This is a genomic window from Eubacterium sp. 14-2, from assembly GCF_000403845.2.
GTDB lineage: Bacteria > Bacillota > Clostridia > Lachnospirales > Lachnospiraceae > Petralouisia.
In genome coordinates this window covers 161,074-185,861 of the sequence record NZ_KE159568.1, presented here as the reverse complement: position 1 = coordinate 185,861, position 24,788 = coordinate 161,074, and the positions used below count along the sequence as shown (strand labels likewise).

Sequence of the window (24,788 nt, the reverse complement as noted above, 5' to 3'; positions counted from 1 at the left end):
ATTATGGCATTAAAGAGAAAAAGCATTCTGCTGATTCTGGCATTTTTGACTGGATGCCACCTGTGTGCCTGTGGAAAGGAAGATAGCATTGTGGGTGAAGCTCCTGTGGAAGATACGGAAGAAGTATCGTCCACAGAGGAAACAAAAAGTGCCGGGGAAGAGGCTGCAGAACAGTGGGAAAAGGGCTATGGACTTCCGGTGGACGAACAGGAAGAGAAGGAAGCTGAAAATGACTGCGGAGCAATGATGGAACGTATCTGTGACATTTACAAAGAGGCAGATAAAGGAACTGCATCCAATGTTGTTTTAACGGATGAGACTATTCTTGAACTGCAGAAAAAGTTAATGGAAACGGGATATCCGGTTGCTGCATTGGGAACCTGTTCAAATATGGAAAATTATGAAAGGGCGGATTCTTTTCTTGAGGATTGCATGGCTGGGAAAAGCGGTTCTGTAGTAATTTACGAGATACATCATGATGGTGGCACAGGCAGAATGAAATTCATTTATGATGGTACAGACATGTATGTTGTAAGCGCAGGAAGTGTTTGGAATGAGAATGGTAAGTCAGGAATGTCCTATATATCCTACACCAGAATAAAAGAGTGGAAATATACGGAGAAAGGATGGTTCTGCTATGAGTTATGTATGCCGGAGCCGCCAGAGGTCAGTGAAATCATGGACGGAAGCTGCCTGATCAGAGTAAAGCCAATGACAGAAGAACAGCGTGAAATGACAGAAAGATGCGTGAAAAGTATCGGGTATCAGGGCAATAACATCTTATGTTCGAATTGGGACGCAGACCATATGGAAGAATTAGACTTCAATGGGATGTATGCATATCTGTATGTAATGAAATATGGAGATAAGTTCAATTCAGAGAATTATCCGGATGGAATTCCGAAGGAGGAATTTGAAAGTCTGATTATGGAGTATCTGCCCATAACAGTGGAACAAATACGGGAGTACGCAGCGTTTGATGAGGAAAATCAGACCTATTTTTGGGCGGGACCTGGGTGCTTCAATTATACTCCTGCATTTCTTGGAACTTCTCTGCCGGAGGTTGTCGATATTAAAGAAAATGATGATGGAACTGTGACATTGACGGTAGAGGCGGTTTGCGAAATGGTTATTTGTGATGATGCAGTCATAACCCATGAACTTACGGTGCGGTTTGCAGAAGATGGCAGCTTTCAGTATCTGGGGAATGAAATCCTGAATGACGGAATACAAGACATACCAGATTATCAATATCGTATTCGTAAAGAGCAATTACGGACGAAAAAATGATTTATTGTTGTGCTGTGCAGTGTTTTTCTGGATATTTGTTGACATTAAGAGGAGTGTTATAACAATGAAGAAATTTTTGAAAATGATACTGTGTATTATGGGTTCGTTTCTTGCAGTGATTGTAGTATTTTGGATTTGCATTTCGTATACGGTAAATTATAAAAAGACAACTTGCATCACAGGTATTTCTCACATATGACAGACTTTCGGAATATGAAAAATGTGAATGATATATTTTATGGTCAGCAACCGGAAATGGAAAGTATTATGAAGTAGCAGGCGAATCTGGAGTATGCCGCAAAGCGACCCGCCGCAGGCGGAGAATCCTGCAAAGCAAGATTCTTTTTTATCTTATAGGAAAGATCTTGTCACGTTAAAGCACGAAAGTGTTTTCCTATAAGATAAAAATAATTATGTGCAGGGTCTGCCCCAGCGAAGCGAGGGTACTCGCACAAGAGGTAAAATATTGATTCGCAATTGTGCTCGGCCCGCAAAGTGTCCAGGCCCCTCATGAGTGAGGGGCCTGGACACTTTGTTCTTTCCAGATATTCATTTCTGACAGGATGGACATGGTTATTTCAGTTGCGCTGCCTCCGGCAGCATCGCTATCGGCACTGATGTTGGTAGCAAAAAAGTATGTATTATCTGCAGTTTCCACAAAGCCGATAAACCATCCGTTCACATCCTGGCCATCTACACGGCCGGTTCCGGTCTTTCCGTAGAATGTTCCGGCGGCGGAAGAGGAAAGGCAGATGGCATCTTTTACTGCATTGATATTTTCAGGGGCAAAGCCAAAACTGTTATTCTGCAGCCTGGTTAAAAGTTCGCCCTGTTCTATTGGAGAGATCTTCAGGGATGATTCCATCCAATAAGTGGAGAGATCACCACTTATATTTTCATTTCCATATCCAATTTCCTGAATATAGTTATAAACAAAAGAGGCCCCAAGCTGTTCATCCACTGTCTGGAAATACCAGTTCACGGAGGAGTTCATGGCAGACTGTAAGGTCTGATCCGCATTCCATGCTTCAAATGGATAGTTTTCTCCATTCCATGCAAGAAAGGAGTTTTCTGGTGTAATGACACCTTCTTCCAGGCCGAACAAGGCATCATATATTTTCCAGGTGGAGTTTGGTGCTGTTCGCAGGGTAGCATGCTCTTTGTCGTGTATGCTCCATGTATCATTTTCCAAATCGTATAAAACAAAGCTGCCTTCGTATTCTCCGAAATATGTGGAAAGGTCTATACAGGAAACATTCTCAGAAGAAAAGTCCCATTGGTAGTAGCTGACCTCTGCTGCGTATGTAGAAATAAAAGGAGCAAAACCTGACAGGAGAACAGCAGTCAGTACAAATGCCATTATGCCCTTTAGTCTTTTTATAAATGTTGGCTTTTCATAAGATGCAATATTGATAATTCTCCGTTTCATCTGCTTCATGTTTCCACCAAGGCCGGCAGCAAACGGAAAAGGGGTAAGAGAAACTTTTTCAGCAAAGTTAATCAGTGTATTGCCATAATCCTCGTAATCATCTTCTTCAAGCATCTTTAAAACAGAGGTGTCACAGGCAATCTCTCTGTCATTACGCATTTCTTTCAGAGCGTACCAGACAAGAGGATTGAACCAATATACCACTCCTGCAAGGTTCATCAGGAAACTTCCGAAGGCATCGTGGTGCCTGTAATGCTGCAGTTCGTGTAACAGCATATACCGCATATCGGATTCGTTACACCCATTCGGGTATCCCGTGATACAGGCTCTTTCGGAGCGGGTACTGCATGATAAGGTATAATCAGAGATCAGATGAATCGGTAAATAAATACACGGTTTTAAAAATCCTGCGATAATCGGGGATTTCAAAAATACAGTGCTGTAAACAGGAATATCTCTGTGGATTCCCATTTCTTCTAAACAGTGATGATACAGTCTGCGGACTTCCCTGTTCTGAAGGGGAAGAGCGGATTTCTTCAGGTTGCGTAAACGGAGAGAGGATTTGATTACCAAAATAATCATTGCAAGAATACCTGCAATCCATATCCCAAATAATATGTATCCCACGATGGGTGGAGCTTTGCTGTTTACAGAAATGGTAAAGTCATTCATCCAGTCTGCATTTCTGGCTGGACTGGTCCCTGTGGCTTCACCCATAGCGGTTCCGGTGTGGGAAGCAGGAGAAGTTCTCAGGCTGCCGAGCCAGGAGAAGATTTGCGGAAATCCGATGAGACGGAACGGTATAAAAGGAACTGCCAGCAACAAAAGCAGCAGGAACCACAGATTATACTGCATCCGGCCGGAAAGGCTGTTTTTGAATATCCTCCTGGCTATCAAAAGGATTCCGATGATACCGCAGATAAACACATTGCATAGGAAAAAGCGTATCATAAAATCAGCCACGTTAATTGCCTCCTTTTTTTGACCTCTTTGAAAGGAGGGAGCGGAGGGTGTCTATATCTGTTTCAGACAGTCTGCCATTTTCTATATATGCAGAAAGCATGGCAGTGATATCCCCGTTATAGTATCGTTTCAGAAAAGAATTGCTTTCCTGGCCGATGTATTCGCTTTCTTTCACGACTGGGGTGTAAACGAACACGCGGCTCTGTTTTTCATAAGTCAGAGCGCCTTTGGTCACAAGGCGTTTGATTAAAGTCTGTATCGTTTTCGGACTCCAGCTTGTGGTCTGTAATAATTTATCTGTTATTTCAGTTGTACTGATCGGTGCATGTTTCCATACGATTTTCATAACTTCAAATTCAGCTTCAGAAATCTGTGGTAAATTGCTCATTTCAAATCCCTCCTTAAATCTTACGAATGTAATAAATATATTATAGACGTGATTTATGTGGTTGTCAATTTAAGAAAAAGATTAAAAAGGCAACAAAAAGAAAAGAACCGGAATCACAACGGATTAGCTGGTTCCTTTACTTGTTTGGATTACCTCTCTTATATTACAATTATTTCAGAGATAGTTTCCACTACAGGTTGTTTCGTATAACAAAAAAGAGAAAAACTGAAAAGAAGGGGATAGGAGCAGTGTAGTCCTGGAACAGGCATGGATAAGGCAATCCTCACGGGAAGGTTGCAAATTTTTCAGAATTATAATAAAATATACCGGTACAGGAGCAGAAGAAGTATACAGGAAAGAAAGAGTCAGATGACAGGGGCGCAAAAATGGATAATCCCAGATTAAATGGAAAAAAAACTTATGAATATGTATTTGAATATTTTTCGGAACAGATTTTGTCCGGAAAATTACAATTAAATGATAAAATTCCCACAGAGCGTGAAATTGCGGAACAATTGGGTGTCAGCCGCAATTCTATCCGGGAAGTTATGCATATGCTGGAAATCACCGGGTTGATTGAGTGTCTGCAGGGAAGCGGAAATTATGTCAGATGTAACCCTATGGAATATATGCTCAAATCTGTCAATATGGTAATGGCTTTGCTGGATATAGATTATGCTGAAATTTTTCATATCCGTATTGGATATGAGTATGCAGCGGTCAGACTTGCAGTAGAGACAGCAACCCAGGAAGAACTGGAAGAAATGCGTCAGATTTTAGAGAAAATGGACCAGCCCATGAGCTCCAGGGAGAGTGCAAAACTGGATCTGGAATTCCACCATACACTGGTGAAAAGTTCTCATAACAGGATGCTGATTTTGTACAATTCCATGCTGGACAATCTTCTGGATCAGTTTATAGAAAATTTCCGGACAAAAATACTGACCAATAAGATGCGGGCGGAACTGCTGAGACGTTCCCATTGGGGAATTTATCATGCGCTGCTGGAAGGGAATCTGGCAGAAGCCATGAAAGCGTTTGACAGGCATTTCAGAATTGTGGAAGCTCAGCTGGATAAGATTATACAGAAAAATTCTGAGCGGGGAAAGAAAGAGTAAGGATTTTCCTGCCGATATGATGTGAAATATATGTCCGGTACCTCAATGACCGGCGGGATTTTTGACAGGCCTGTGGATAGTTCAGGTAAAATGCGAAAACTTCACAGACAGTTTGAAATTTTCTCCGTAAATGAAGTTCTTCCATGATAAGTATTTGAAAGGATAGACGACCGTTCTGGTTTTCCGTCCTTCTTTACGATAATTCTTATGATAAATTCTGTCAATAACAATAGTGCAGTGAACCTTAATTCGATGGTCTGCCCGGGAGTAGGATGGATAATTCGCCTTCACCTTTCCCCAATTCTGAATCGGTATCGTCCACTTTTTCGTTGCTTCAAAGGTTAAAGGTTCCTGAATAAGGTTCTTCTTTCCCTCTGTCATCGGTATCGGTTTGTACACATTTTTCTTTTTGTCTGCCATAATAAAAGGCCTCCTTTGATAATCAGGTTTTATCATAGAAGACCTTTTTAGTACATTTGTTATTTACTTTGAATTATCCATATTATTCTGCCTATATGAGAGAATGTTATCATTTTGTTATCAGTATTAATAATGCTCGCCCTGTGACTGTGGATAATAGCAACATGTTCCGACTTAAATTACAGGAGGTTTTGCTGAGAAAATCAAGTAAACCTTCATTCTTCATCGTTCCGTTTTAATGTAATAATCGCATGAGATAGCAGGCCGAATACAGGAGCAAAACAGCAACCGCCAAATAATGATGTACCACATCCCGCACCGGACATTGTCATAAGAACTGTTAATTTGACGATAGAGGTAAACGTTTCTGCAATATTTTTTGGTTTCACTGTAAAAATTTATTCGACAGGCAGGTTGTGCTGCTTCAAAAATGAGAGTTTGTCCCAATAACCCCGTTGGAACAAAATTTTTCCGTGAACAACATGAAAAAATCCACAACCTCTTAATCCTAATGGGTCTTTCCATTCTAAGATTGCCCATTGTCCATCTTCAAATATATTTTCTACAATAGCTGTCATATCTGCAGTAGCAAATTCATTTGTGAACATTTCTCGAATTGCTTCCATGCCTGCAACAGGATCATTTGTTACCTGATGGTTTGTTGCATCTTTCTTTTAAAGGCTTATAATTTCTTCTACATCATGATTGTTAAACGCATCCACCCATTTGCACACCACTTCTTTAGGTCTTAACATAATATTTTACTATAAACTTTATGTTTATTTTTTCATTATACATCAGCAATCTGTATTGTAAAGTAAAAAGCAGGTTATTTTGGATTTGCTATTCGTCATACGTCTTTTCCTGTTGATAAATAATTTCTTTATCCACAACCCTTCCTTGCACACGTTTGTATATTGTTCATTCTCTCTATCCATTTTAAGGCATTTTCGCCTTTAGCTGTTTTCGTAACCTTGTGTATGATTCATCTGTTCCACAATTAATGTTGATGCGGTATAAAAAAGTTGGCACTCAATTCTGGGAGATCATCCGTACATTGTGCGGATATAAAGAATATAGATATTATTGCAGGTGCAGTGTATGGACCATGTGCATCTGAGTGTGGCAGTACCGCCTTATAGGCGGACCAGTAACAATGTTTGCGACACCGCCCTTTGGAGGCGGGCAGTAACAACGCCCCTTTGGAGGGGCAAAATCAAACCACCAGTTTTCATCTGGTGGCAGGAATAAATTTTTATTTTTTAATTGTCTGCTTGACGGGAAGCAGTTTAGATTTTAGGTTGCTTAATGGATTGACAGATATTATAATAAAGGCAAGATAAAAGATGATAAGGGGGAATTATAGTGGGAATGATGGATATATTCAATATTATTTGCGGGGTATGCTCCGTCGCGGGGTTGCTGATATCTGTTTTTACAGCCAGCAAGGTGGTTAAGATATCAAAGAGTTTTAGCTGTGACAATCAGGATGACCATTCGAGGGTTACCAATAAAAATTCAAAGAGCACATTTCGAGGCTCATATGTGGGGAGGGATAATGTAAATGGGACCGGAAACAGTAAACAAGAATAGAGACAGTAATTTTTATGGGCCATATGCGGGTCGGGATTTGTATATCACAATGTTTCAGGATTCGGAGCGTGAGTTTGTTGTTACCCATAATGCAAATATAAAGCCAGTGTCTTACTTTACCGGGCGTGAAACAGAATTACGGGAGTTGCGCCAGAAGATAGAGGAGGGGAGGAAGTCTGTTCTGGTAAGTGGTATGGGAGGGATCGGGAAGACACATATCTGCAGGAAGCTGTTTGAAGAATATCTCAATAAACATGCAGAGGATGGAAGTGGGCCATTCAAGCATATTGGGTATATTGAATATAGCGGGGATATGGATAACAGCCTGCAGAGCTGTTTGAAATTTAAACAGCAGGACAGTCCGGAGCAAAACCAGAAGGCGGCGTGGAGGGAGTTGGAATATCTGGCATCAGAAGGAAAGTTGCTGCTGTTTGTTGATAACGTGGATAAGCCCATGTGTGAAGATGAAGGCCTGCAACGGTTAAATGGTATACCAGGGGCGGTTATCCTTACTTCCAGACAGGCTTCGCTTAGTGATGGATTCGAACCATATAGGATTGGTTTCCTGGATATTCAGCAGTGTAAAAAAATTTATGAGAAGGTTCGGTTTGGAGGTTGTGGAAGAAAAATAAAACCAGAAGAAATTCTGGATTTGGAATATGTCATAGATAACCTGGCTGGACGGCATACTATTACAGTTGAGCTTCTGGCGCATTTGGCACGGACAAAGTTATGGGCGGTGAAAAGGATTAGAGAAGAGTTGGAGAAAAAGGGTTTCCAACTGGCGTTCCATAAGGATGAAGAATTTGTCAATATTCAGGAATCATATGAAGTGCTATATGATTTGTCTGAATTAACAGAAGGGGAGCAAAACATTCTGGAGGCATTCTCTGTGTTTCCGTATGTTCCTTTGGCAGTAGATGTGTGCAATGAATGGCTATTGGCAGATGCTGGTGCAAGTGAGGATGACGATATCCTGATTGAACTGTATCAAAAGGGATGGCTGGAGTTTGACGTGGAGCAGGAAAGTTATACACTGCATCCGGTATTTGGGCAGTTTATTTATGAAAAAAACAGACCGGAGTTTGAAAACCATGCTGGATTCATAAAAGCATGCACAAGATATCTTGAAATACCGGAAAATGGTTCACCCCTGGAATGCCAACAGTACATTCCTTTTGCAGAAAATGCTATTAAAAAAGTCAATATGGGAGATGGTTTGGAACAGATTGAAATTATAGTTGCTCTTGCACACTTATTGCAGTACATAGCGGAATATAGGAAAGCCCAGGAGTTGTATGAGAAAGCACTGAAGATAAGTGAGAGGGTGCTGGGAGAGGAACATCCGGATACAGCCACCGGTTATAACAATCTGGCACATGTGTATGAAAGTCAGGGAGAGTACGGGAAAGCAGAAGGGCTGTATAGGAAAGCGCTGGAGATAAGTGAGAGGGTGCTGGGAGAGGAACATCTGGATACAGCCACCAGTTATAACAATCTGGCAGGAGTGTATGCAAGCCAGGGGGAGTACGGGAAAGCAGAAGGGCTGTATGAGAAAGCGCTGGAGATACGTGAGAGGGTGCTGGGAGAGGAACATCCGGATACAGCCACCGGTTATAACAATCTGGCATATGTGTATGCGAGCCAGAGGGAGTACGGGAAAGCAGAAGAGCTGTATGAAAAAGCGCTGGAGATACGTGAGAGGGTGCTGGGAGAGGAACATCCGGATACAGCCGCCAGTTATAACAATCTGGCATATGTGTATGCGAGTCAGGGAGAGTACGGGAAAGCAGAAGAGCTGCATGAGAAAGCGCTGGAGATACGTGAGAGGGTGCTGGGAGAGGAACATCCATCTACAGCCACCGGTTATAACAATCTGGCATATGTGTATGAAAGTCAGGGAGAGTACGGGAAAGCAGAAGGGCTGTGTAGGAAAGCGCTGGAGATACGTGAGAGGGTGCTGGGAGAGGAACATCCGGATACAGCCGCCAGTTATAACAATCTGGCATATGTGTATACAAGCCAGGGAAATAATGAGGAGGCATTATCATATTATCTTAAAGCATATAGAATTTGTATGTTAAGACTTGGAAAAAAACATCCCAATACACAAATAGTTCATAAAAATGTGAAAATAGCATATTCAGAATGGAATCCAGACGGTGATTTTGAGCAGTGGCTGGAAGAGAAGATGAAACAGTCACATTAAAGAGGAGGAGACATTTTGGGGGCTGTAAGAGTTAAAGGAGAAATGGAATGAAAAGGTATCGTAAAGAAATTTTGCCTGAGGTTATTATGGAAAATTGATTTTTTTTATCTCATATCAATCTCACAGAAAAAAGAAAACTCTGAAACTCCCTGTTATAAGGAGTTTCAGAGTGAAATGTCTGTTATTCAAATTCGATTGTCCCTGGCGGCTTTCCGGTACAGTCATACAGTACCCGATTAACCCCTTTTACCTCATTTACAATTCGGTTGGTAACTTTCTGCAACACTTCCCAGGGAATCTGGGCAGCTTCTGCAGTCATAAAATCAGAAGTATTTACAGCACGGAGAGCTATTGCATAATCGTAGGTCCGGAAGTCGCCCATAACACCTACAGAACGCATATTGGTCAGTGCAGCGAAATACTGGCCCAGGTTTTCATCCAGTCCGGCTTTTGCAACTTCCTCCCGGTAAATATAGTCAGCTTCCTGCACGATTTTTACTTTTTCTTCTGTCACTTCTCCGATAATGCGGATGCCAAGTCCGGGGCCGGGGAATGGCTGACGGAATACCAGATATTTGGGAATGCCCAGTTCCAGTCCGGCTTTTCGTACTTCGTCTTTAAAAAGCATGCGTAAAGGTTCTATGATTTCTTTAAAATCAACTACATCCGGAAGGCCGCCCACATTGTGGTGTGACTTGATGACGGCAGATTTTCCGAGGCCGGATTCTATTACGTCAGGATAAATGGTACCCTGTACCAGAAAATCCACAGCACCGATTTTTTTTGCTTCCTCTTCGAATACACGGATAAATTCTGAGCCGATAATTTTACGTTTTTCTTCCGGTTCTGTGACGCCTTTCAGCTTCTCATAATATCTCTGCTGTGCGTTGACGCGGATAAAATTCAGCTCATAAGCCCCGTTGGGCCCAAATACTTTTTCTACTTCATCTCCTTCATTTTTGCGGAGCAGACCATGATCCACAAAAACACAGGTCAGCTGTTTTCCAACTGCTTTGGAAAGCAACACTGCAGCTACGGAAGAATCCACTCCGCCGGAAAGGGCACAGAGCACTTTGCCGCTGCCGATTTTTTCCTTCAGACTCTGAATGGTGGTTTCCACAAAAGAATCCATTTTCCAGTCTCCGATACAGCCGCATACGTTAAAAACAAAATTTTCAAGCATTTTCATGCCTTCTCTTGTATGCATAACTTCCGGGTGAAACTGAGTTGCATACAGTTTCTTTTCCGGAAATGACATTGCGGCAGCCGGACAGACAGGAGTATGCGCAGTAATCCGGAATCCTTCCGGTACCTGAGCAATGTAATCCGTATGGCTCATCCAGCAGATACTTTCAGAAGATGCGCCTTCAAACAGAATATCTGTGGTATCGACCGACACTTTTGTGTGTCCATATTCACTGACAGGTGCGGTTTTTACGGTACCGCCCAGTAAATGGGCCATCAGCTGAGAGCCATAGCAGATTCCCAGCACAGGAATTCCCAGTTCAAAAATTTCCCTGGAGCAGCTGGGGGATGTATCTTCATAAACGCTGTTGGGCCCTCCGGTGAAAATAATGCCTTTTGGTTTCATGGCTTTTATTTCGTCCAGACTTATGGTATAAGGCTTTACCTCACAGTACACATTACATTCCCGTACACGCCGGGCAATGAGCTGGTTATACTGTCCGCCGAAATCAAGGACGATAACGGTTTCTCTATCCAAAATTTTTCCCTCCTGTATTGTTATGGCAGAAGAAAATTCTGCTGTTTAGGAAAGCTACTGTAAAAGACAGGATATTTCCGGAAAATATTCCCGTATTTTACAGCAGCTTTTTGTTGAATTTCTGATTCTTATATGATTTTGATGATTTCCCACTCCGGAAGATTGAGCATGTCCACCACCGAACCGTCATCTAACTGAATCATGGGACGGGTAAGGTGTTTGGAGTTTATCATAACGATATTTGCGCTTTGTCCGTTATTCAGCAATACCCGGTTATTCTGATAAGTATTTGCAATACGATTCAGAAATGTAAGAATGTATTTCGGGCTGTATAGCTGAAGACCGTCCTTCTCAAACATGTCAATTGCCTGGAAAGGACACAAAGGAGAACGATAGGAGCGGGCTGCAGTCATTGCATCATACACATCTGCAATGGCAATGATTTCTGCAAAGTCATCAATCTGGTCAGCTTTTAATTTCTGAGGATAACCGGAGCCGTCGCAGCGCTCATGGTGCATCAGAGCAGCATTTTTGATACGTTCATCAAGAGGCAGATATTTCAGAAGATTGTAGCTGGTTACAGGATGCTGGCGAATCAGAGCAAATTCCTCATCTGTATATTTGCCGGGTTTGTTCAGGATTTCATCCGGAATCTGAACTTTGCCAATATCGTGGAACAGGCCGCACAGAGTCAGGACATCCATATCTTCTGCTGAAAAATAAAGCCATTTCCCCATTTGCCGGGCGATCAGTGCAACGTTCAGACAATGGGAATATACGCTGTCATCATCCAGCCGCATATTGTGCAGTTTATCAAATAAATCTACGGTAGTTTTAGTCAGAGAAGTTAATCTGGAGCATTCGTTCAGAATCTGACCGATATCAGGGGGCTGTGCCGGATTTTGAATAATGCCGTCCAGTAAACTCCGGATGGAATTTACTTCCTTTGTATATTCAATCTGATATGCCATAAATTCCGGCTGGGATTTCACTTTCTGAGAATAGGAAGGATTGGAAGCCCGGCTGCGGTTTGGCATACTGACAGGTGCTTTTTGCTCTGCTGCCGGGGTTTCCCGGATACTGACAGGAACTTCTGCAGAGGCAGAGTCTATCCCATAATAAGAAAGACGGTCAATTAACGCAGAAGTCAGAACAGTACCGACATCCATAAGCATCTGTCCGCTTTTGGTGTACACCGGTTCTGCAATCTTCATGCCGGGACGTAAATCTCTGATAGGATAATTCTTCATTTGTGATTCCCCCTGTTGCATTATATAAATGCCGTAAAACATATAAATTCAAACTACTTTCTAAGTATAAAAATAAAGGCAACATTTGTCAAGGAAGAAATACTTGACAGAATAAAAAAAAGGTAGTATGTTAATGGGGAAGAAAGATTAAAAACCGAATATTGTCATACTGATGGGAGAGTGTCAGTTCCGTCAGTTATTAATTTCTCTTATTCAGAGTGGTGGAGGTACATAGGACCTGTGAAGCCACGGCAACCCCTCTACGGAAGGTGCCAACCTGAGCGAGTAATCGAACAATAAGAGGATTTGATAATCTTTTGGAAGAGTCGAGTCCGCTTATTTAATAAGCGGATTTTTTTATTCTATTGAGAAATTCCTCTGGATTTCCTGTAGAATAAAAAACTCTTAAAACGGCGCAGCAAAGCAGCCAGGTCCTTCAGGAATGAGGGATTCAGGGAGCCCCTGCGGATTTGTCCGCTTTGTTTGGAAACGGGCACCCGGACAGGAAGAAAATATTACTATATAACTGTACAAAGCACAGCAAACAGGAGGAAAAATGGAAAAAAGATTATTTACATCAGAATCGGTAACTGAGGGACATCCGGACAAATTATGCGATGCAGTGTCAGACGCGATTTTAGACGCATTGATGGCAAAAGATCCTATGAGCCGGGTAGCATGTGAAACTGCAGCATGTACCGGATTTGTTCTTGTAACGGGGGAAATTACCACAGAAGCAGAAATTGATATTCCCCAGATTGTCAGAGATACCGTAAAGGAAATTGGTTATACGGATGGTGCCATGGGATTTGACGGAAATACCTGTGCGGTTATGGTTGCGCTGGATAAACAGTCCACAGATATTGCCATGGGTGTGGATAAAGCGCTGGAAGCAAAAGAAAATAAAATGTCTGAGGAAGAGCTGGAAGCAATTGGGGCAGGAGATCAGGGCATGATGTTTGGCTATGCCACCAATGAGACACCGGAGCTGATGCCGTATGCCATTTCTCTGGCACACCGTCTGGCTCTTCAGCTTACAAAGGTTCGTAAGGAAGGTACACTGAGTTACCTGAGACCGGATGGAAAGACACAGGTTTCTGTGGAATACGATGAGAAGGGGCAGCCAGGACGGCTGGAGGCAGTGGTTTTGTCCACTCAGCATGACCCGGAGGTAAGCCAGGAGCAGATTCATGCAGATATCCGGAAATATGTATTTGATCCTGTTCTTCCTCAGGAACTGGTAGATGAAGACACGAAATTTTTCATCAATCCCACCGGACGTTTCGTAATCGGCGGGCCCCAGGGTGACGCAGGCCTCACGGGACGAAAAATCATTGTGGATACATATGGCGGATATGCCCGTCATGGCGGCGGTGCTTTTTCCGGTAAGGACTGTACCAAAGTAGACCGTTCTGCAGCTTACGCAGCCCGCTATGTTGCAAAAAATATTGTAGCTGCAGGACTTGCGGACAAATGTGAGATTCAGCTGTCCTATGCTATTGGTGTTGCACAGCCTACCTCTGTTATGGTGGACACATTCGGAACAGGAAAGATTTCTGATGAAAAACTGGTGGAAATCATCCGCGAAAACTTTGATCTTCGTCCGGCGGGGATTATCAGAATGCTGGATTTGAGACGTCCCATCTATAAGCAGACAGCAGCTTACGGACATTTTGGACGGAATGATCTGAATCTGCCCTGGGAGGCAACTGACAAGGCAGAAGTTCTGAAAAAATATCTGTAGAAGTATACTGACAGGATATCTGATATCCGGCCTTTTCCATTGTAACGGTGGAAGGCCGGATATTGTTTATCTTCAGGGAAAAGCCGGTGCCAGGGACAGAGGAAATACATGTGTGTTTCTGAAGGAAAAGGGAAAAGGAGACGACGGAAATCTGTATTGATTCCGGATGAGAGCATTTCATCTGTGGGTGTACTTCCGGTGATGAAGGATGTGGAAAGTATGGAACTGGGGAATCATCAGGAATTTCTGCTAAAGAACAGATTTTATGCAAAGATGTATATTCTCAGACTGAAGCGGCATATAAATAAATGGATTGTTATAGATAAAAAAGATAAGAGTTTCAGAACACAGTGAAAAGACTATGATATTCTATAATCTTTAAGGATGGATGTAGTGTGGGAAATCTGCCTTGCATGCATGTCAAGGGTTCCGTGTATAATGCGGAATTCTGCCTGAACCTCCACGTTTGTTTCCTTCTGTGAAACGTAGAATTCTTCTGTCAGGGTGTAGTTTCTGCCCACAATGTTTTCGATTCTGTCCAGACGTGCATCGATGTTTCTGAGATGCGTCTGCATCCCGGTTATTTCCGCTTTCATACCCTGTACATCTGTTTGTGTTCCGTGTATCTGCACCCATATATCCTGTATTTCAGATTTGAGAGTCTGCACATCGGATTTGAGAGTCTGCACATCGGATTTGAGAGTCTGCATTTCAGACTTGAGAGTCTGCACATCGGATTTAAGAGTCTGCACATCAGATTTGAGAGTTTGCATTTCAGACTTGAGAGTCTGCACATCAGATGTTAAAGTCTGTACGTCGTCTTTTACTTCCCGTATATCACCTTTCATTTCATATAATTCGGAAAGAATCAGATCAAGTTTTTCATTTTCAGTCATTTGCTCACCTCCTTATTTTAATGATAAAATGATTGTAGCATGTTCGGAGCAAAAAGTCCATGCGTATCTATTGACTTCTTTAAAATGGCATGATAAGATATACACCATAACACAAGATATGGTATGAAAATAAGAAAAATAAAGAAAAATTAACAAGATATATATTGGTTTGCCGGATATGAACGGGAGGAGAAAGAATGGATAAAACGTTTAAGGTTATCAAAAAGGATGGAACCAGGGAGGATTTTAACGTACAGAAAGTGGTGGTTGCGGTAAACAAGTCTGCCTATCGTGCACTGATTACATTTACAGAGGAAGAATTAAAATTTATCTGCCAGTTTGTAGAGGAAAAAGTAGAGTCCATGGGCATAGAGGAAGTAAAAATTGCTCAGATGCACAATATTGTGGAAGGTGCACTGGAAAAGGTCAATCCGGTGGTGGCAAAAAGTTACCGGGATTACCGCAATTATAAGCAGGATTTTGTACAGATGCTGGATGAGGTTTATAAAAAAAGCCAGTCTATTATGTACATAGGGGATAAAGAAAATTCCAACACAGACAGTGCACTGGTGTCCACCAAGCGGAGTCTGATTTTTAATCAGTTAAATAAAGAACTGTACCAGAAATTTTTTATGACTACAGAGGAAATTCAGGCGTGCCGGGACGGTTATATTTATGTTCATGACATGTCTGCGAGGAGAGATACCATGAACTGCTGCCTGTTTGATGTGGAAAATGTGCTGCGCGGCGGTTTTGAGATGGGAAATCTCTGGTACAATGAGCCGAAAACTCTGGATGTGGCTTTTGATGTTATCGGGGATATTGTATTAAGCGCGGCAAGCCAGCAGTACGGTGGATTTACCGTGCCTGGCGTGGAGCGGATTTTAGAGCCTTATGCGGAAAAATCCTACATAAAATACAAAGAAAAATATCGCGGCCTTGGCCTGACTGAGGAACGGGCAGAAGAGGAAACCATGAAGGATATCACACGGGATCTGGAACAGGGCGTCCAGGGATGGGAGTACAAATTTAATTCGGTGTCTTCCAGCCGTGGGGATTATCCGTTTATTACCATGACATTTGGGACAGGCACAGGAAGATTTGCAAAAATGGCCTCCATTGCCATGCTGGAGGTACGAAGAAAAGGGCAGGGGAAAGAAGGGTGCAGGAAGCCCGTGCTGTTTCCCAAACTGGTATTTCTTTATGATGAAAATCTTCATGGACCGGGAAAAGAACTTGAGGATGTATTTGAAGCGGGGATTGAGTGCTCCCGGAAAACCATGTATCCTGACTGGCTGAGCCTTACGGGAAAAGGCTATATTTCCAGCATGTATAAGCAGTATGGGGAAATCATCAGCCCCATGGGCTGCCGGGCATTTCTGTCCCCCTGGTATGTGAAGGGCGGTATGAATCCTGCAGATGACACAGACCATCCTGTGTTTGTGGGACGGTTCAACATTGGCGTGGTCAGCCTTCATCTGCCTATGATTCTGGCAAAATCCAGACAGGAAAGCCGGGATTTTTATGAGGTTTTGGATTATTATCTGGAGTTAATCCGGCAGCTTCATATTCGGACCTATGCTTATCTGGGAGAAATGCGGGCAAGTACGAATCCCCTTGCTTACTGTGAGGGAGGCTTTTACGGAGGACATCTCGGTATTCATGATAAAATCAAGCCTCTGCTGAAGACAGCCACAGCTTCTTTCGGTATTACTGCATTTAACGAACTTCAGCGGCTTTATAATGGAAAATCCCTGGTGGAGGACGGACAGTTTGCCATTGAAGTGCTGGAGCACATCAATGAGAAAATTACGGAGTTTAAAAAAGCAGACGGAAACCTTTATGCTATTTATGCGACTCCTGCAGAAAACCTCTGCGGCCTGCAGGTGAAGCAGTTCCGCAAGAAGTACGGTATTGTGGAAAATGTGTCTGACCGGGAATATGTCAGCAATGGCTTCCACTGCCATGTGACAGAAGATATTACGCCCATACAGAAACAGGATCTGGAATATCGTTTCTGGGAACTGAGCAACGGCGGCAAAATTCAGTATGTGAAGTATCCCATTGACTATAATAAAGAAGCAGTGAAAACCCTGGTAAGGCGGGCGATGGATATGGGATTCTATGAAGGGGTGAATCTGTCCCTGGCCTATTGTGACGACTGCGGACATCAGGAGCTGGAAATGGATGTATGTCCCAAATGCGGCAGCCATAACCTGACTAAGATTGAGCGGATGAACGGATACCTGTCCTATTCCAGAGTAAAGGGCGACACCCGGCTGAACGACGCCAAAATGGCTGAAATCAAAGAGCGCAGAAGCATGTAAGGAGAAATCTATGAGATATCACGATATAACAAAAGACGATATGCTGAATGGTGATGGACTGCGTGTGGTCTTATGGGTGTCCGGCTGTTCCCATTGCTGTAAAGAGTGCCAGAATCCCATTACCTGGGATCCCAACGGGGGGCTGCTGTTTGATGAAAAGGCAAAAGAGGAAATTTTTGCAGAACTGGCCAGAGATTATATTTCAGGGATTACATTCAGCGGAGGAGATCCTCTGTATTCCGGAAATCGTTCCGATGTGCTGAAACTGGCCAGAGAGATTAAGGAAAGATTTCCGGGAAAAACCATCTGGATGTATACCGGATTTGTGTGGGAGACCATAGCGGATCTTGAGATTATGAAGTATGTGGACATACTGGTAGACGGAGAATTTCAGGTGGAGCAAAAAGATACCGGACTGTACTGGCGGGGAAGTTCCAACCAGCGGGTGATCAACGTGCCTGTTTCCAGAGCGGAAGGAAAAGCGGTGCTGCACTGCGAATAGTATTAATTTCTTGACATTTTTCTGTCAAACTATTATAGTATTTCTGAATTTGCATAACAGAAAAGGTTCCGGAAAGTTCCGTGCAGGCATGATAAACTTCCATGCAACTGTAATCTGGTTTCCGTGACGAATCAGAGAGGAAAGTCGAGAAATAAGGAGAGACAGAGCGTATGAAAAAAGAACCATTCGTGACAAAGGAACAGTTAGATGAAATAGTAAAAGAATATCCCACTCCCTTTCATTTATACGATGAAAAAGGAATCCGTGCCAATGCGAAGGCTTTGAAAGAAGCATTTTCCTGGAATCCGGGTTTTAAAGAATATTTTGCAGTAAAGGCAACACCAAATCCCTTTCTTATTAATATTTTAAAGGAATATGGATGCGGCTGTGACTGTTCTTCCATGACAGAGCTGATGCTGGCAGACGCACTGCATTTTGAAGGACAGGACATTATGTTTTCCTCCAATGCAACCCCGGCCGATGAGTTCCGGTTTGCCAGTGACATTGGGGCGGTTATCAATCTGGATGATTTTACTCACATTGATTTTCTGGAAAAGACCATCGGCCGTATTCCGGAAACCATAAGCTGCCGGTATAATCCGGGAGGCGTGTTTAAAATCAGCAACAGCATTATGGATAATCCAGGAGATGCAAAATACGGATTTACCACAGAGCAGTTGTTTGAAGGATTTAAAGTATTAAAGGAAAAAGGTGCAAAATACTTTGGAATTCATGCATTTCTGGCCAGCAACACGGTAACAAACGAATATTATCCGACTCTGGCAAAGACCTTATTTGAAGTGGCAGTAAAGTTAAAAGAAGAGACAGGAGCTGATATCCGCTTTATTAATTTATCCGGCGGAATTGGGATTCCTTATCGTCCGGACCAGGAGCCAAATGATATTTATGCCATTGGAGCAGGGGTTCGGAAGGTGTATGAAGAAGTTCTGGTTCCGGCAGGCATGGGAGATGTGGCCATTTATACGGAGCTGGGCCGGTTTATGATGGGGCCTTACGGTTGTCTGGTGACCACTGCCATTCACGAGAAACATACCCATAAAGAGTATATAGGATGTGATGCCTGTGCCGTAAACCTGATGCGCCCTGCCATGTATGGGGCTTATCATCATATTACGGTTTCCGGGAAAGAAAAGCAGGCATGTGACCACAAATATGACATTACAGGTTCTCTCTGTGAAAACAATGATAAATTTGCAATTGACCGTATGCTTCCCAAAATTGATATGGGAGATCTGCTGGTAATTCATGATACCGGGGCACATGGATTTTCCATGGGGTATAATTATAACGGAAAACTGAAGTCAGCGGAAATCCTGTTAAAAGAGGATGGAAGCACTCAGCTGATTCGGCGGGCAGAAACACCGAAGGATTATTTCGCCACTTTTGACTGTTTTGATATTCTGAACGATTACAATATGAAATAAAAAGGAAGATATTATGATAAAACGCAAAGATATTCTGTCAGTTCCATATCTGAAAAAGACAACATTTACCGGAAGCCATGAAGGACTGCGCTTCCGGTTTGCTGTTGTAAAAAAGGGACTTCCACAGAAAGATGGAGCAGAAAAAGCAAAAGAAATTCAAAAGCTGGAGGTAATCGCCTGGGAGGCGCCTTATGGATTTGACGCGACTCCGGAAGAAAAAAAACAGCGGATGGAGACGGATTTTTCAGAGGAAGGCATCCGAAAGGCCATTGACTGGCTCAATGAACTCTGGGAGGCAGAACCGGAAAAATGGCTGACGGCAAAAAATAACTGGCAGGAAAGAGAATACTGATATTTATCCCCAAAGGTTCTTAAATGCCTGGATGCGCGCGAGCAGATTGCGGAGTAATAAACTTCATTTCTGTGAGTTGCGCATTTTTTATATTCTTTTACAGGAGAGCTGCTTTCCTGTAAAAGAATATAAAAAATGCCAAACCCCTTTATTTCCAAAGGAATTCAGCACCTGTAAGAACTGCCGGCAGCGGGACTTGAACCCGCACGAATTTTTGAAACCCTTGAAAATAGGGCATTTCAGAGCATGTGTAACCAAAAGGTAATCAAAAAGGTAATCAGAACAAGTGTACGAATAAATTAGCATCTAAGAAAGGAAGAATCCTGTACATCGTGAAATTAAATATTTGGACACATACATAAGTCCATTATCAGTTATAGAAATATGATTGATAGTGGGCTTATTTTAGTGCTTGAATACATTTTGAGGAATTGACATGACCTTATCGAAAATGTCTCTATGAGCCTCACAGAGCGTCAGGAGGGCATTCTATCACCATAGTTACAGCACTAATTGAAAAGCACATTTCATTGGCAAATGGCAGAAAGGAGAAACAAAATAAATGGCAAGAGTAAAAGCACTGTCAGCTTATAAAATGGCAAAACGCATATACAACAGGGAAGATAACGTATACGACAGGAAAGTAATCACAAAACAGTTGATTACAAGTATTCTGCTTATGTATATGGATGAATGTAGAAAAGCATTAGCCGAGGGAGAGAGGATAGAAATATCAAAGGTTGGTTCCATTATACCAGAAGTAAAAGTCCATGAAGGAAACTTTAATCTTCCTATGTGTAATAAAGATGGCGGCAATCCACCATATACAAAATTAAAGATAACTCGGAACAACCTTTTAAGTGAGACTATGAATAAGAATCTGCTTAGAAATATTGAAAACGGTATTTATGGATTGGATAAATTACCATTCAGCAGACAGCAGATGGATATTTTAAAGAAAAGCGGTTATATACCAGAAAATGCAGAAATTAAAAATGGAGATGAAAAATAATGGCAAAACACATTAGTAACATGGATCAGCTGCAGAAAGCATTACAGCCCATCATGACAGGAATGATAGACGAATTAGCAAAAAGGGTATATGAAACTTTGAATTATTTTCTGAATGATTACTACACAGGATGGATACCGGAAAGCTACCGAAGAACAGAAGCACTCCTCCGGTCAGCAGTGAAAGTGGATGCATACCCCGATAAAGGAGGGGTACGCGCATGTGTATACATTGATACTGATTCCATGGATGATTATGTAAATGCAGCTGGGTACCAGGTAGCGCAATGGGCGAATACAGGATTGCATGGAGGTCTGTCCGTAAACCATAAGCCCCATGTATGGGATAATACCATGGATGAAACCATCAACAATGGAAGCCTGCTGCAATTGGCAGTCCAGTATCTACGCAGCCAGGGAATATCAGTAAGAAATTAAGCAGATGCATGGAAAAGGAGAAAAATATTATGGAAACCGTGAATAAAAAAGAATTTGCCTGTAAAATCGCAGAGAAAGGCGGCTTTTATAAGAAGGATGCAGTGAAAATGACAGAATTATTCTGGGAAACACTTCTGGATTATCTGTCAGAGGGCAAAAAAGTTAATTTCTATGGAATCGGGCATTTTGAATTGAAAACTGTCAGAGAGAAGGAAGCAAGGAACCCGAAGACAGGGGAGCCATGCATTGTGCCAGAGCATAGGAAAGTGAAGTTTTATTCCAGTGAGACATTAGCAGATAGAATAGAAGCAGAATAGATTCAGAAAATGGATGACAGGAGAGCGTTTCATGAAAATCTGTATGGACAGGGAACCAAGGAATTGTAACCATTGTATTTACAGGAAAGAATTGAGCAGATATTTGGAGTTAGAGGACTATTGTTCTAAAAATATGAAACATATGAGCAAAATTATTATGGACATTGATTGTCCGTTAAGGAAGTTGGAGGGCAAAGATACATAGTGAAATTAAATGAACGAGTAGCAATTATTACAGAAGAAAATATGAGTAGATTGTCATATTTATATGGAGAAATGGATATTGGTGATTTGTCCAGAATTGTAAATAACCATATAAAAGTTGCTATTGATGAGATTGAGGAAGATAATTTAAAAACAAAAGTGCAAAATTGCGCTGAATGCGATTTTATGAAAAAGTATGAATACAATAAAAAGATATATTATTGTGACCATGTAGACAGAATTGACGATATGGGGAAATTGGGTGTTGATAAGTTGCCGAAAACAAGTCCTGTATGGTGTCCATTGAGAGAAAAGGTAAATGAATAATTATAGGACTGCTTCCTCATGGTCGAAAATTTGACCGTGAAATTTGACTCCACAAAAGTGTGGAGCAAAAAAAACATATAAAAACATTTCCCAAAATCTGGGGAAAATTAAAAGGAGAACAAAATAATATGAATACACAGTATGAAATAGCAAAAATAGTAACTAAAAACCAGATTTCAGATGAAAGAATTGATAAAGAATTAGCTTCACTTTCTCAGGAAAAATGGAATGAACAGTGTGTTATGTTAGACAAAATGATGAAAGACCATGTTGAAAACCGCAAAGACAAACCAGCAGAAGATGTTATGTTACAGGATCTAATCAATGTTGGTACAGCTAATAATGTAAGCGCAACAACTGTATGGATTGCTTATCTCAAATGGATGGATGTGGAGTATACGGTTCCAGATAAGATGTAAAATGCAATCAAAATAATCTGTAATACTGAAATTCAAGAAAAAATCTAATAATTATCAACAATGTCGATTGTGTAATTCTACACAATAATTCCATTATATGATGAAAACTGAATATTGAAAACTTAAACAAAGTAAAAGACCGCGTTGTTTTTGGTGTGGTCTTTTTGTGATGCAAAAATCTAACATTTCTGAAATTTTACTAATCAAGATTGGTACGAAATTTTTTGTAAACTTCTAAAATATATTTCTTGAATTTCTGGTAATCTTAGGAGGTTCAATGGGTAATGACATAAAATGTATGTACTTTAACCACAGATTCAAAGATAAACCACAAGGTAAACAGTGTGGATGGGTACAGAAAAGTTTGACACAAGTAAATATTACGATTGAAAATTTGGCAGATGCTTTAGTGCATGGGGCATCTTTTAAGCCAGGAGTATTAGCAGGAGGGAATAAAGCTGAAAACTGGATAGAACAACAATTATTTGGTCTTGATTTTGACGATGGTATAAGAATAGAAGAAGCCTATAATAAAGTGATTTCTCTGGGAATTACACCATGTTTTATGTATACGACATTCAGCCACAAAGAGGAACATCATAAATTCCGCATGATATTCTGTAATGATACAGTAATTACAGACGGAAATATCAGGGATAAGTTACAAGCTACGCTTATGGGAGTTATCGGCGGTATTGATGAAGTATGTTTTAACCGTGACAGACTATTTTTCGGCGGTAAAGGGCATACGGTATTATTTTCTGATTATGATACAAGGATAAATGCAGAATCTATTATAGAAAGATACTGGAATGATGATTATGAACAGTATATATCCAATGCAAAGCCTAAATCGAAGAAGAAAAAGGATAGCACTGCTGCCGGTATCCAAAGTAAAGGTACTGATACTGCAAAAGATCGTTCTACATATGAAAATTTGAATGTAAAAGCAATCAAAGAGCATGATATAGAGTATTTACGCAAGGTATTAGCGCATGATCCGATAGAATTTGAAAATAAAAATGAGTTTTGGGATTACATTTATTCCGAGTTGGATATTGCAGAATTGATTGACATAGACGATCCGAGGTCATTTTGTTGTGTGTTACATGATGACCATAACCCATCTGCAAATATCTTTACTACGCAAAATGGCGTACAGAAATATAGGTGTTGTTCTGAAAATCTAACACTGAATATCAAGCAGTTAATTGAATTGTTGGGCGATTTCAAATCTGAATATAAAGCAATCCAATTTATCATGAATATCTATAACCTATCCATCAAAGAATCCCAATGGAGTATAGAACAGAGAGAAAATATTGACCTTATGATAAGCAATATCACGCTAAATAAGTTTAAAGAATTGTGTCCACAAGCTGATAAAAATATTAGAAATGCAAAAGATACATTTCTTATGATGCTTTCTATTGCAAGGAATAATGTTTACAGTGAAAAATTCTCTAATGATGATGGCGAAATCGTGTTCTTTGTAACGCATAAAAGAATTGCAGAATATCTTGGGATGAATACTAATCAAAAAAGAATTGATAAAGTTGGAAAGTACATAAAGATGCTGATTTACCATGATCTAATTCGTATTCTTGATGATAAGGATATTCCAAAGGAATTACTTTTCAAAGCAATTAAATATTCTGGTACAGATAAACGATCAGGGAATCATGTTAATTTCTATGCAATTCCATCATGGGTAATTCAGCAGTTAAGCACTATTGAAAATAATGGTATCAGATGGAAGGAAAAGGGCTATAGAATTGCAGGAATATCATTTGATATGTTCTACCGTTCTGAAGGATTCGATGTAGCAGCTTCCATATATCCGCAATATAAGAAAAAGAAGAATGAATATGGTGAGATTGTAGACCGTTCTACTACTAAAGCCAGTGATGAGCGTACTTTGAAGATTTCCGAGATTATATTACAGTGTATCCAGAGAAAAGGATATTGCACTGAAAAGGAAGTTGTATATATTCTTGGTAATAAATATAGATATGAAGTCACTGAAACGCAGATTAAGCGCAGTCTGAATGAGATTATGGATTTATATGGACTGAAAAAGGTCAAAGCAAATAAGGCATTGAAAGAGCAGTACCATATTAAGTCAGACGGTTATCCCAATATAATCATTGAAGATGCTATTGATTAGATAGTGTTTCGGTGATAGGGGGGTAGGTATATAGCATCTATATAAAAGTTATATACCTACCCCTTTTACCCTATTGGCTGTCAATGCCTAATTTGAAAATATATGAGAAATACATTAAAAAACTGAATAATCAATTAAAATCGGAGACAGTATGAATTAATCGTATTGTCTCTTTTATTATGAATAGGAATCGGAGCATACAGTCGGGATGCTCAATTATTAGCTCAACTCTGATTTGGTGCTGAGTTATCTAAAA

Annotated in this window: 21 protein-coding genes, 1 pseudogene and 1 riboswitch; of the genes and pseudogenes, 15 read left to right on the top strand and 7 right to left on the bottom strand. The window is 41.1% G+C overall.

Annotated features, from left to right (window positions below; genetic code table 11):
* Nucleotides 1-3 precede the first annotated feature (3 nt).
* Entirely contained in the window at nucleotides 4-1,290 is a 1,287-nt protein-coding gene (locus C805_RS18120) for a DUF6070 family protein (protein ID WP_016215412.1), read from the top strand.
* A gap of 508 nt (nucleotides 1,291-1,798) precedes the next feature.
* On the opposite strand, the gene C805_RS18115 is transcribed toward C805_RS18120, so the two are convergent.
* Nucleotides 1,799-3,682 carry a BlaR1 family beta-lactam sensor/signal transducer gene (locus tag C805_RS18115; protein WP_016215410.1) on the bottom strand — a complete coding sequence of 628 codons (1,884 nt, stop codon included), beginning with the start codon at nucleotides 3,680-3,682 and terminating at the stop codon, nucleotides 1,799-1,801.
* Nucleotide 3,683: 1 nt separating this feature from the next.
* Nucleotides 3,684-4,070, bottom strand: coding sequence for a BlaI/MecI/CopY family transcriptional regulator (locus tag C805_RS18110; RefSeq protein WP_016215409.1), 387 nt, complete (start codon nucleotides 4,068-4,070; stop codon nucleotides 3,684-3,686).
* Nucleotides 4,071-4,456: 386 nt separating this feature from the next.
* Between C805_RS18110 and C805_RS18105 the strand changes: the two genes are divergently transcribed.
* Complete coding sequence (locus tag C805_RS18105; protein ID WP_016215408.1) at nucleotides 4,457-5,188, top strand: FadR/GntR family transcriptional regulator; 732 nt, start codon at nucleotides 4,457-4,459, stop codon at nucleotides 5,186-5,188.
* 81 nt (nucleotides 5,189-5,269) lie between these two features.
* Here C805_RS18105 and C805_RS18100 read toward each other — a convergent pair whose 3' ends face one another.
* Both C805_RS18100 and C805_RS27590 read right to left on the bottom strand, forming a co-directional pair.
* Nucleotides 5,270-5,608 carry a hypothetical protein gene (locus C805_RS18100; RefSeq protein ID WP_016215407.1) on the bottom strand — a complete coding sequence of 113 codons (339 nt, stop codon included), beginning with the start codon at nucleotides 5,606-5,608 and terminating at the stop codon, nucleotides 5,270-5,272.
* 398 nt (nucleotides 5,609-6,006) lie between these two features.
* Nucleotides 6,007-6,363: pseudogene (locus C805_RS27590) on the bottom strand (nuclear transport factor 2 family protein).
* A gap of 809 nt (nucleotides 6,364-7,172) precedes the next feature.
* Between C805_RS27590 and C805_RS25395 the strand changes: the two are divergent.
* Entirely contained in the window at nucleotides 7,173-9,410 is a 2,238-nt protein-coding gene (locus C805_RS25395) for a tetratricopeptide repeat protein (protein ID WP_016215405.1), read from the top strand.
* A 181-nt stretch (nucleotides 9,411-9,591) separates the two neighbouring features.
* Here the strand turns inward: C805_RS25395 and guaA are convergent, their stop codons facing one another.
* Nucleotides 9,592-11,133, bottom strand: a complete 1,542-nt coding sequence (guaA, locus tag C805_RS18085) for a glutamine-hydrolyzing GMP synthase (RefSeq protein WP_016215404.1) — start codon at nucleotides 11,131-11,133, stop codon at nucleotides 9,592-9,594.
* Nucleotides 11,134-11,261: 128 nt separating this feature from the next.
* Nucleotides 11,262-12,383 (bottom strand): HD-GYP domain-containing protein, encoded by a 1,122-nt coding sequence (locus C805_RS18080; RefSeq protein WP_016215403.1) that lies wholly within the window; start codon nucleotides 12,381-12,383, stop codon nucleotides 11,262-11,264.
* A gap of 206 nt (nucleotides 12,384-12,589) precedes the next feature.
* A riboswitch (SAM riboswitch) is annotated at nucleotides 12,590-12,686 on the top strand.
* Nucleotides 12,687-12,939: 253 nt separating this feature from the next.
* Here C805_RS18080 and metK point away from each other — a divergent pair.
* On the top strand, nucleotides 12,940-14,127 hold the full coding sequence (gene metK / locus C805_RS18075; protein ID WP_016215402.1) for a methionine adenosyltransferase: 1,188 nt from the start codon (nucleotides 12,940-12,942) through the stop codon (nucleotides 14,125-14,127).
* Nucleotides 14,128-14,235: 108 nt separating this feature from the next.
* Nucleotides 14,236-14,481, top strand: a complete 246-nt coding sequence (locus C805_RS18070; protein WP_016215401.1) for a hypothetical protein — start codon at nucleotides 14,236-14,238, stop codon at nucleotides 14,479-14,481.
* Between the two features lie 5 nt (nucleotides 14,482-14,486).
* Here C805_RS18070 and C805_RS26460 read toward each other — a convergent pair whose 3' ends face one another.
* On the bottom strand, nucleotides 14,487-15,023 hold the full coding sequence (locus C805_RS26460) for a hypothetical protein (RefSeq protein WP_016215400.1): 537 nt from the start codon (nucleotides 15,021-15,023) through the stop codon (nucleotides 14,487-14,489).
* Between the two features lie 197 nt (nucleotides 15,024-15,220).
* On the opposite strand from C805_RS26460, the gene nrdD reads away from it, so the two are divergent.
* The 10 genes from nrdD to C805_RS18025 all read left to right on the top strand — a co-directional run bounded on the left by nrdD (nucleotide 15,221) and on the right by C805_RS18025 (nucleotide 24,532).
* A complete protein-coding gene (nrdD, locus tag C805_RS18065; RefSeq protein ID WP_016215399.1) occupies nucleotides 15,221-17,350 on the top strand; it encodes an anaerobic ribonucleoside-triphosphate reductase in 2,130 nt (709 codons plus the stop codon).
* Between the two features lie 10 nt (nucleotides 17,351-17,360).
* Nucleotides 17,361-17,852, top strand: a complete 492-nt coding sequence (gene nrdG, locus C805_RS18060) for an anaerobic ribonucleoside-triphosphate reductase activating protein (protein ID WP_016215398.1) — start codon at nucleotides 17,361-17,363, stop codon at nucleotides 17,850-17,852.
* 170 nt (nucleotides 17,853-18,022) lie between these two features.
* Entirely contained in the window at nucleotides 18,023-19,297 is a 1,275-nt protein-coding gene (locus C805_RS18055) for a diaminopimelate decarboxylase (protein ID WP_016215397.1), read from the top strand.
* Between the two features lie 13 nt (nucleotides 19,298-19,310).
* Nucleotides 19,311-19,649: a hypothetical protein gene (locus tag C805_RS18050; protein WP_016215396.1), complete on the top strand. Its 339-nt coding sequence runs from the start codon at nucleotides 19,311-19,313 to the stop codon at nucleotides 19,647-19,649.
* A 562-nt stretch (nucleotides 19,650-20,211) separates the two neighbouring features.
* The gene (locus tag C805_RS18045) at nucleotides 20,212-20,661 is read left to right on the top strand and encodes a hypothetical protein (protein ID WP_016215395.1); all 450 of its coding nucleotides are present in this window, start codon (nucleotides 20,212-20,214) and stop codon (nucleotides 20,659-20,661) included.
* A complete protein-coding gene (locus tag C805_RS18040) occupies nucleotides 20,661-21,098 on the top strand; it encodes a hypothetical protein (RefSeq protein WP_016215394.1) in 438 nt (145 codons plus the stop codon). Before C805_RS18045 ends, C805_RS18040 begins: the two co-directional genes overlap by 1 nt.
* Before the next feature lie 29 nt (nucleotides 21,099-21,127).
* Nucleotides 21,128-21,415: an HU family DNA-binding protein gene (locus tag C805_RS0105940; RefSeq protein WP_016215393.1), complete on the top strand. Its 288-nt coding sequence runs from the start codon at nucleotides 21,128-21,130 to the stop codon at nucleotides 21,413-21,415.
* 204 nt (nucleotides 21,416-21,619) lie between these two features.
* Nucleotides 21,620-21,946, top strand: a complete 327-nt coding sequence (locus tag C805_RS18035; RefSeq protein WP_016215391.1) for a hypothetical protein — start codon at nucleotides 21,620-21,622, stop codon at nucleotides 21,944-21,946.
* Between the two features lie 128 nt (nucleotides 21,947-22,074).
* Nucleotides 22,075-22,365: a hypothetical protein gene (locus tag C805_RS18030; RefSeq protein ID WP_016215390.1), complete on the top strand. Its 291-nt coding sequence runs from the start codon at nucleotides 22,075-22,077 to the stop codon at nucleotides 22,363-22,365.
* A gap of 277 nt (nucleotides 22,366-22,642) precedes the next feature.
* Nucleotides 22,643-24,532: a hypothetical protein gene (locus C805_RS18025; RefSeq protein ID WP_016215389.1), complete on the top strand. Its 1,890-nt coding sequence runs from the start codon at nucleotides 22,643-22,645 to the stop codon at nucleotides 24,530-24,532.
* Nucleotides 24,533-24,788: the final 256 nt, after the last annotated feature.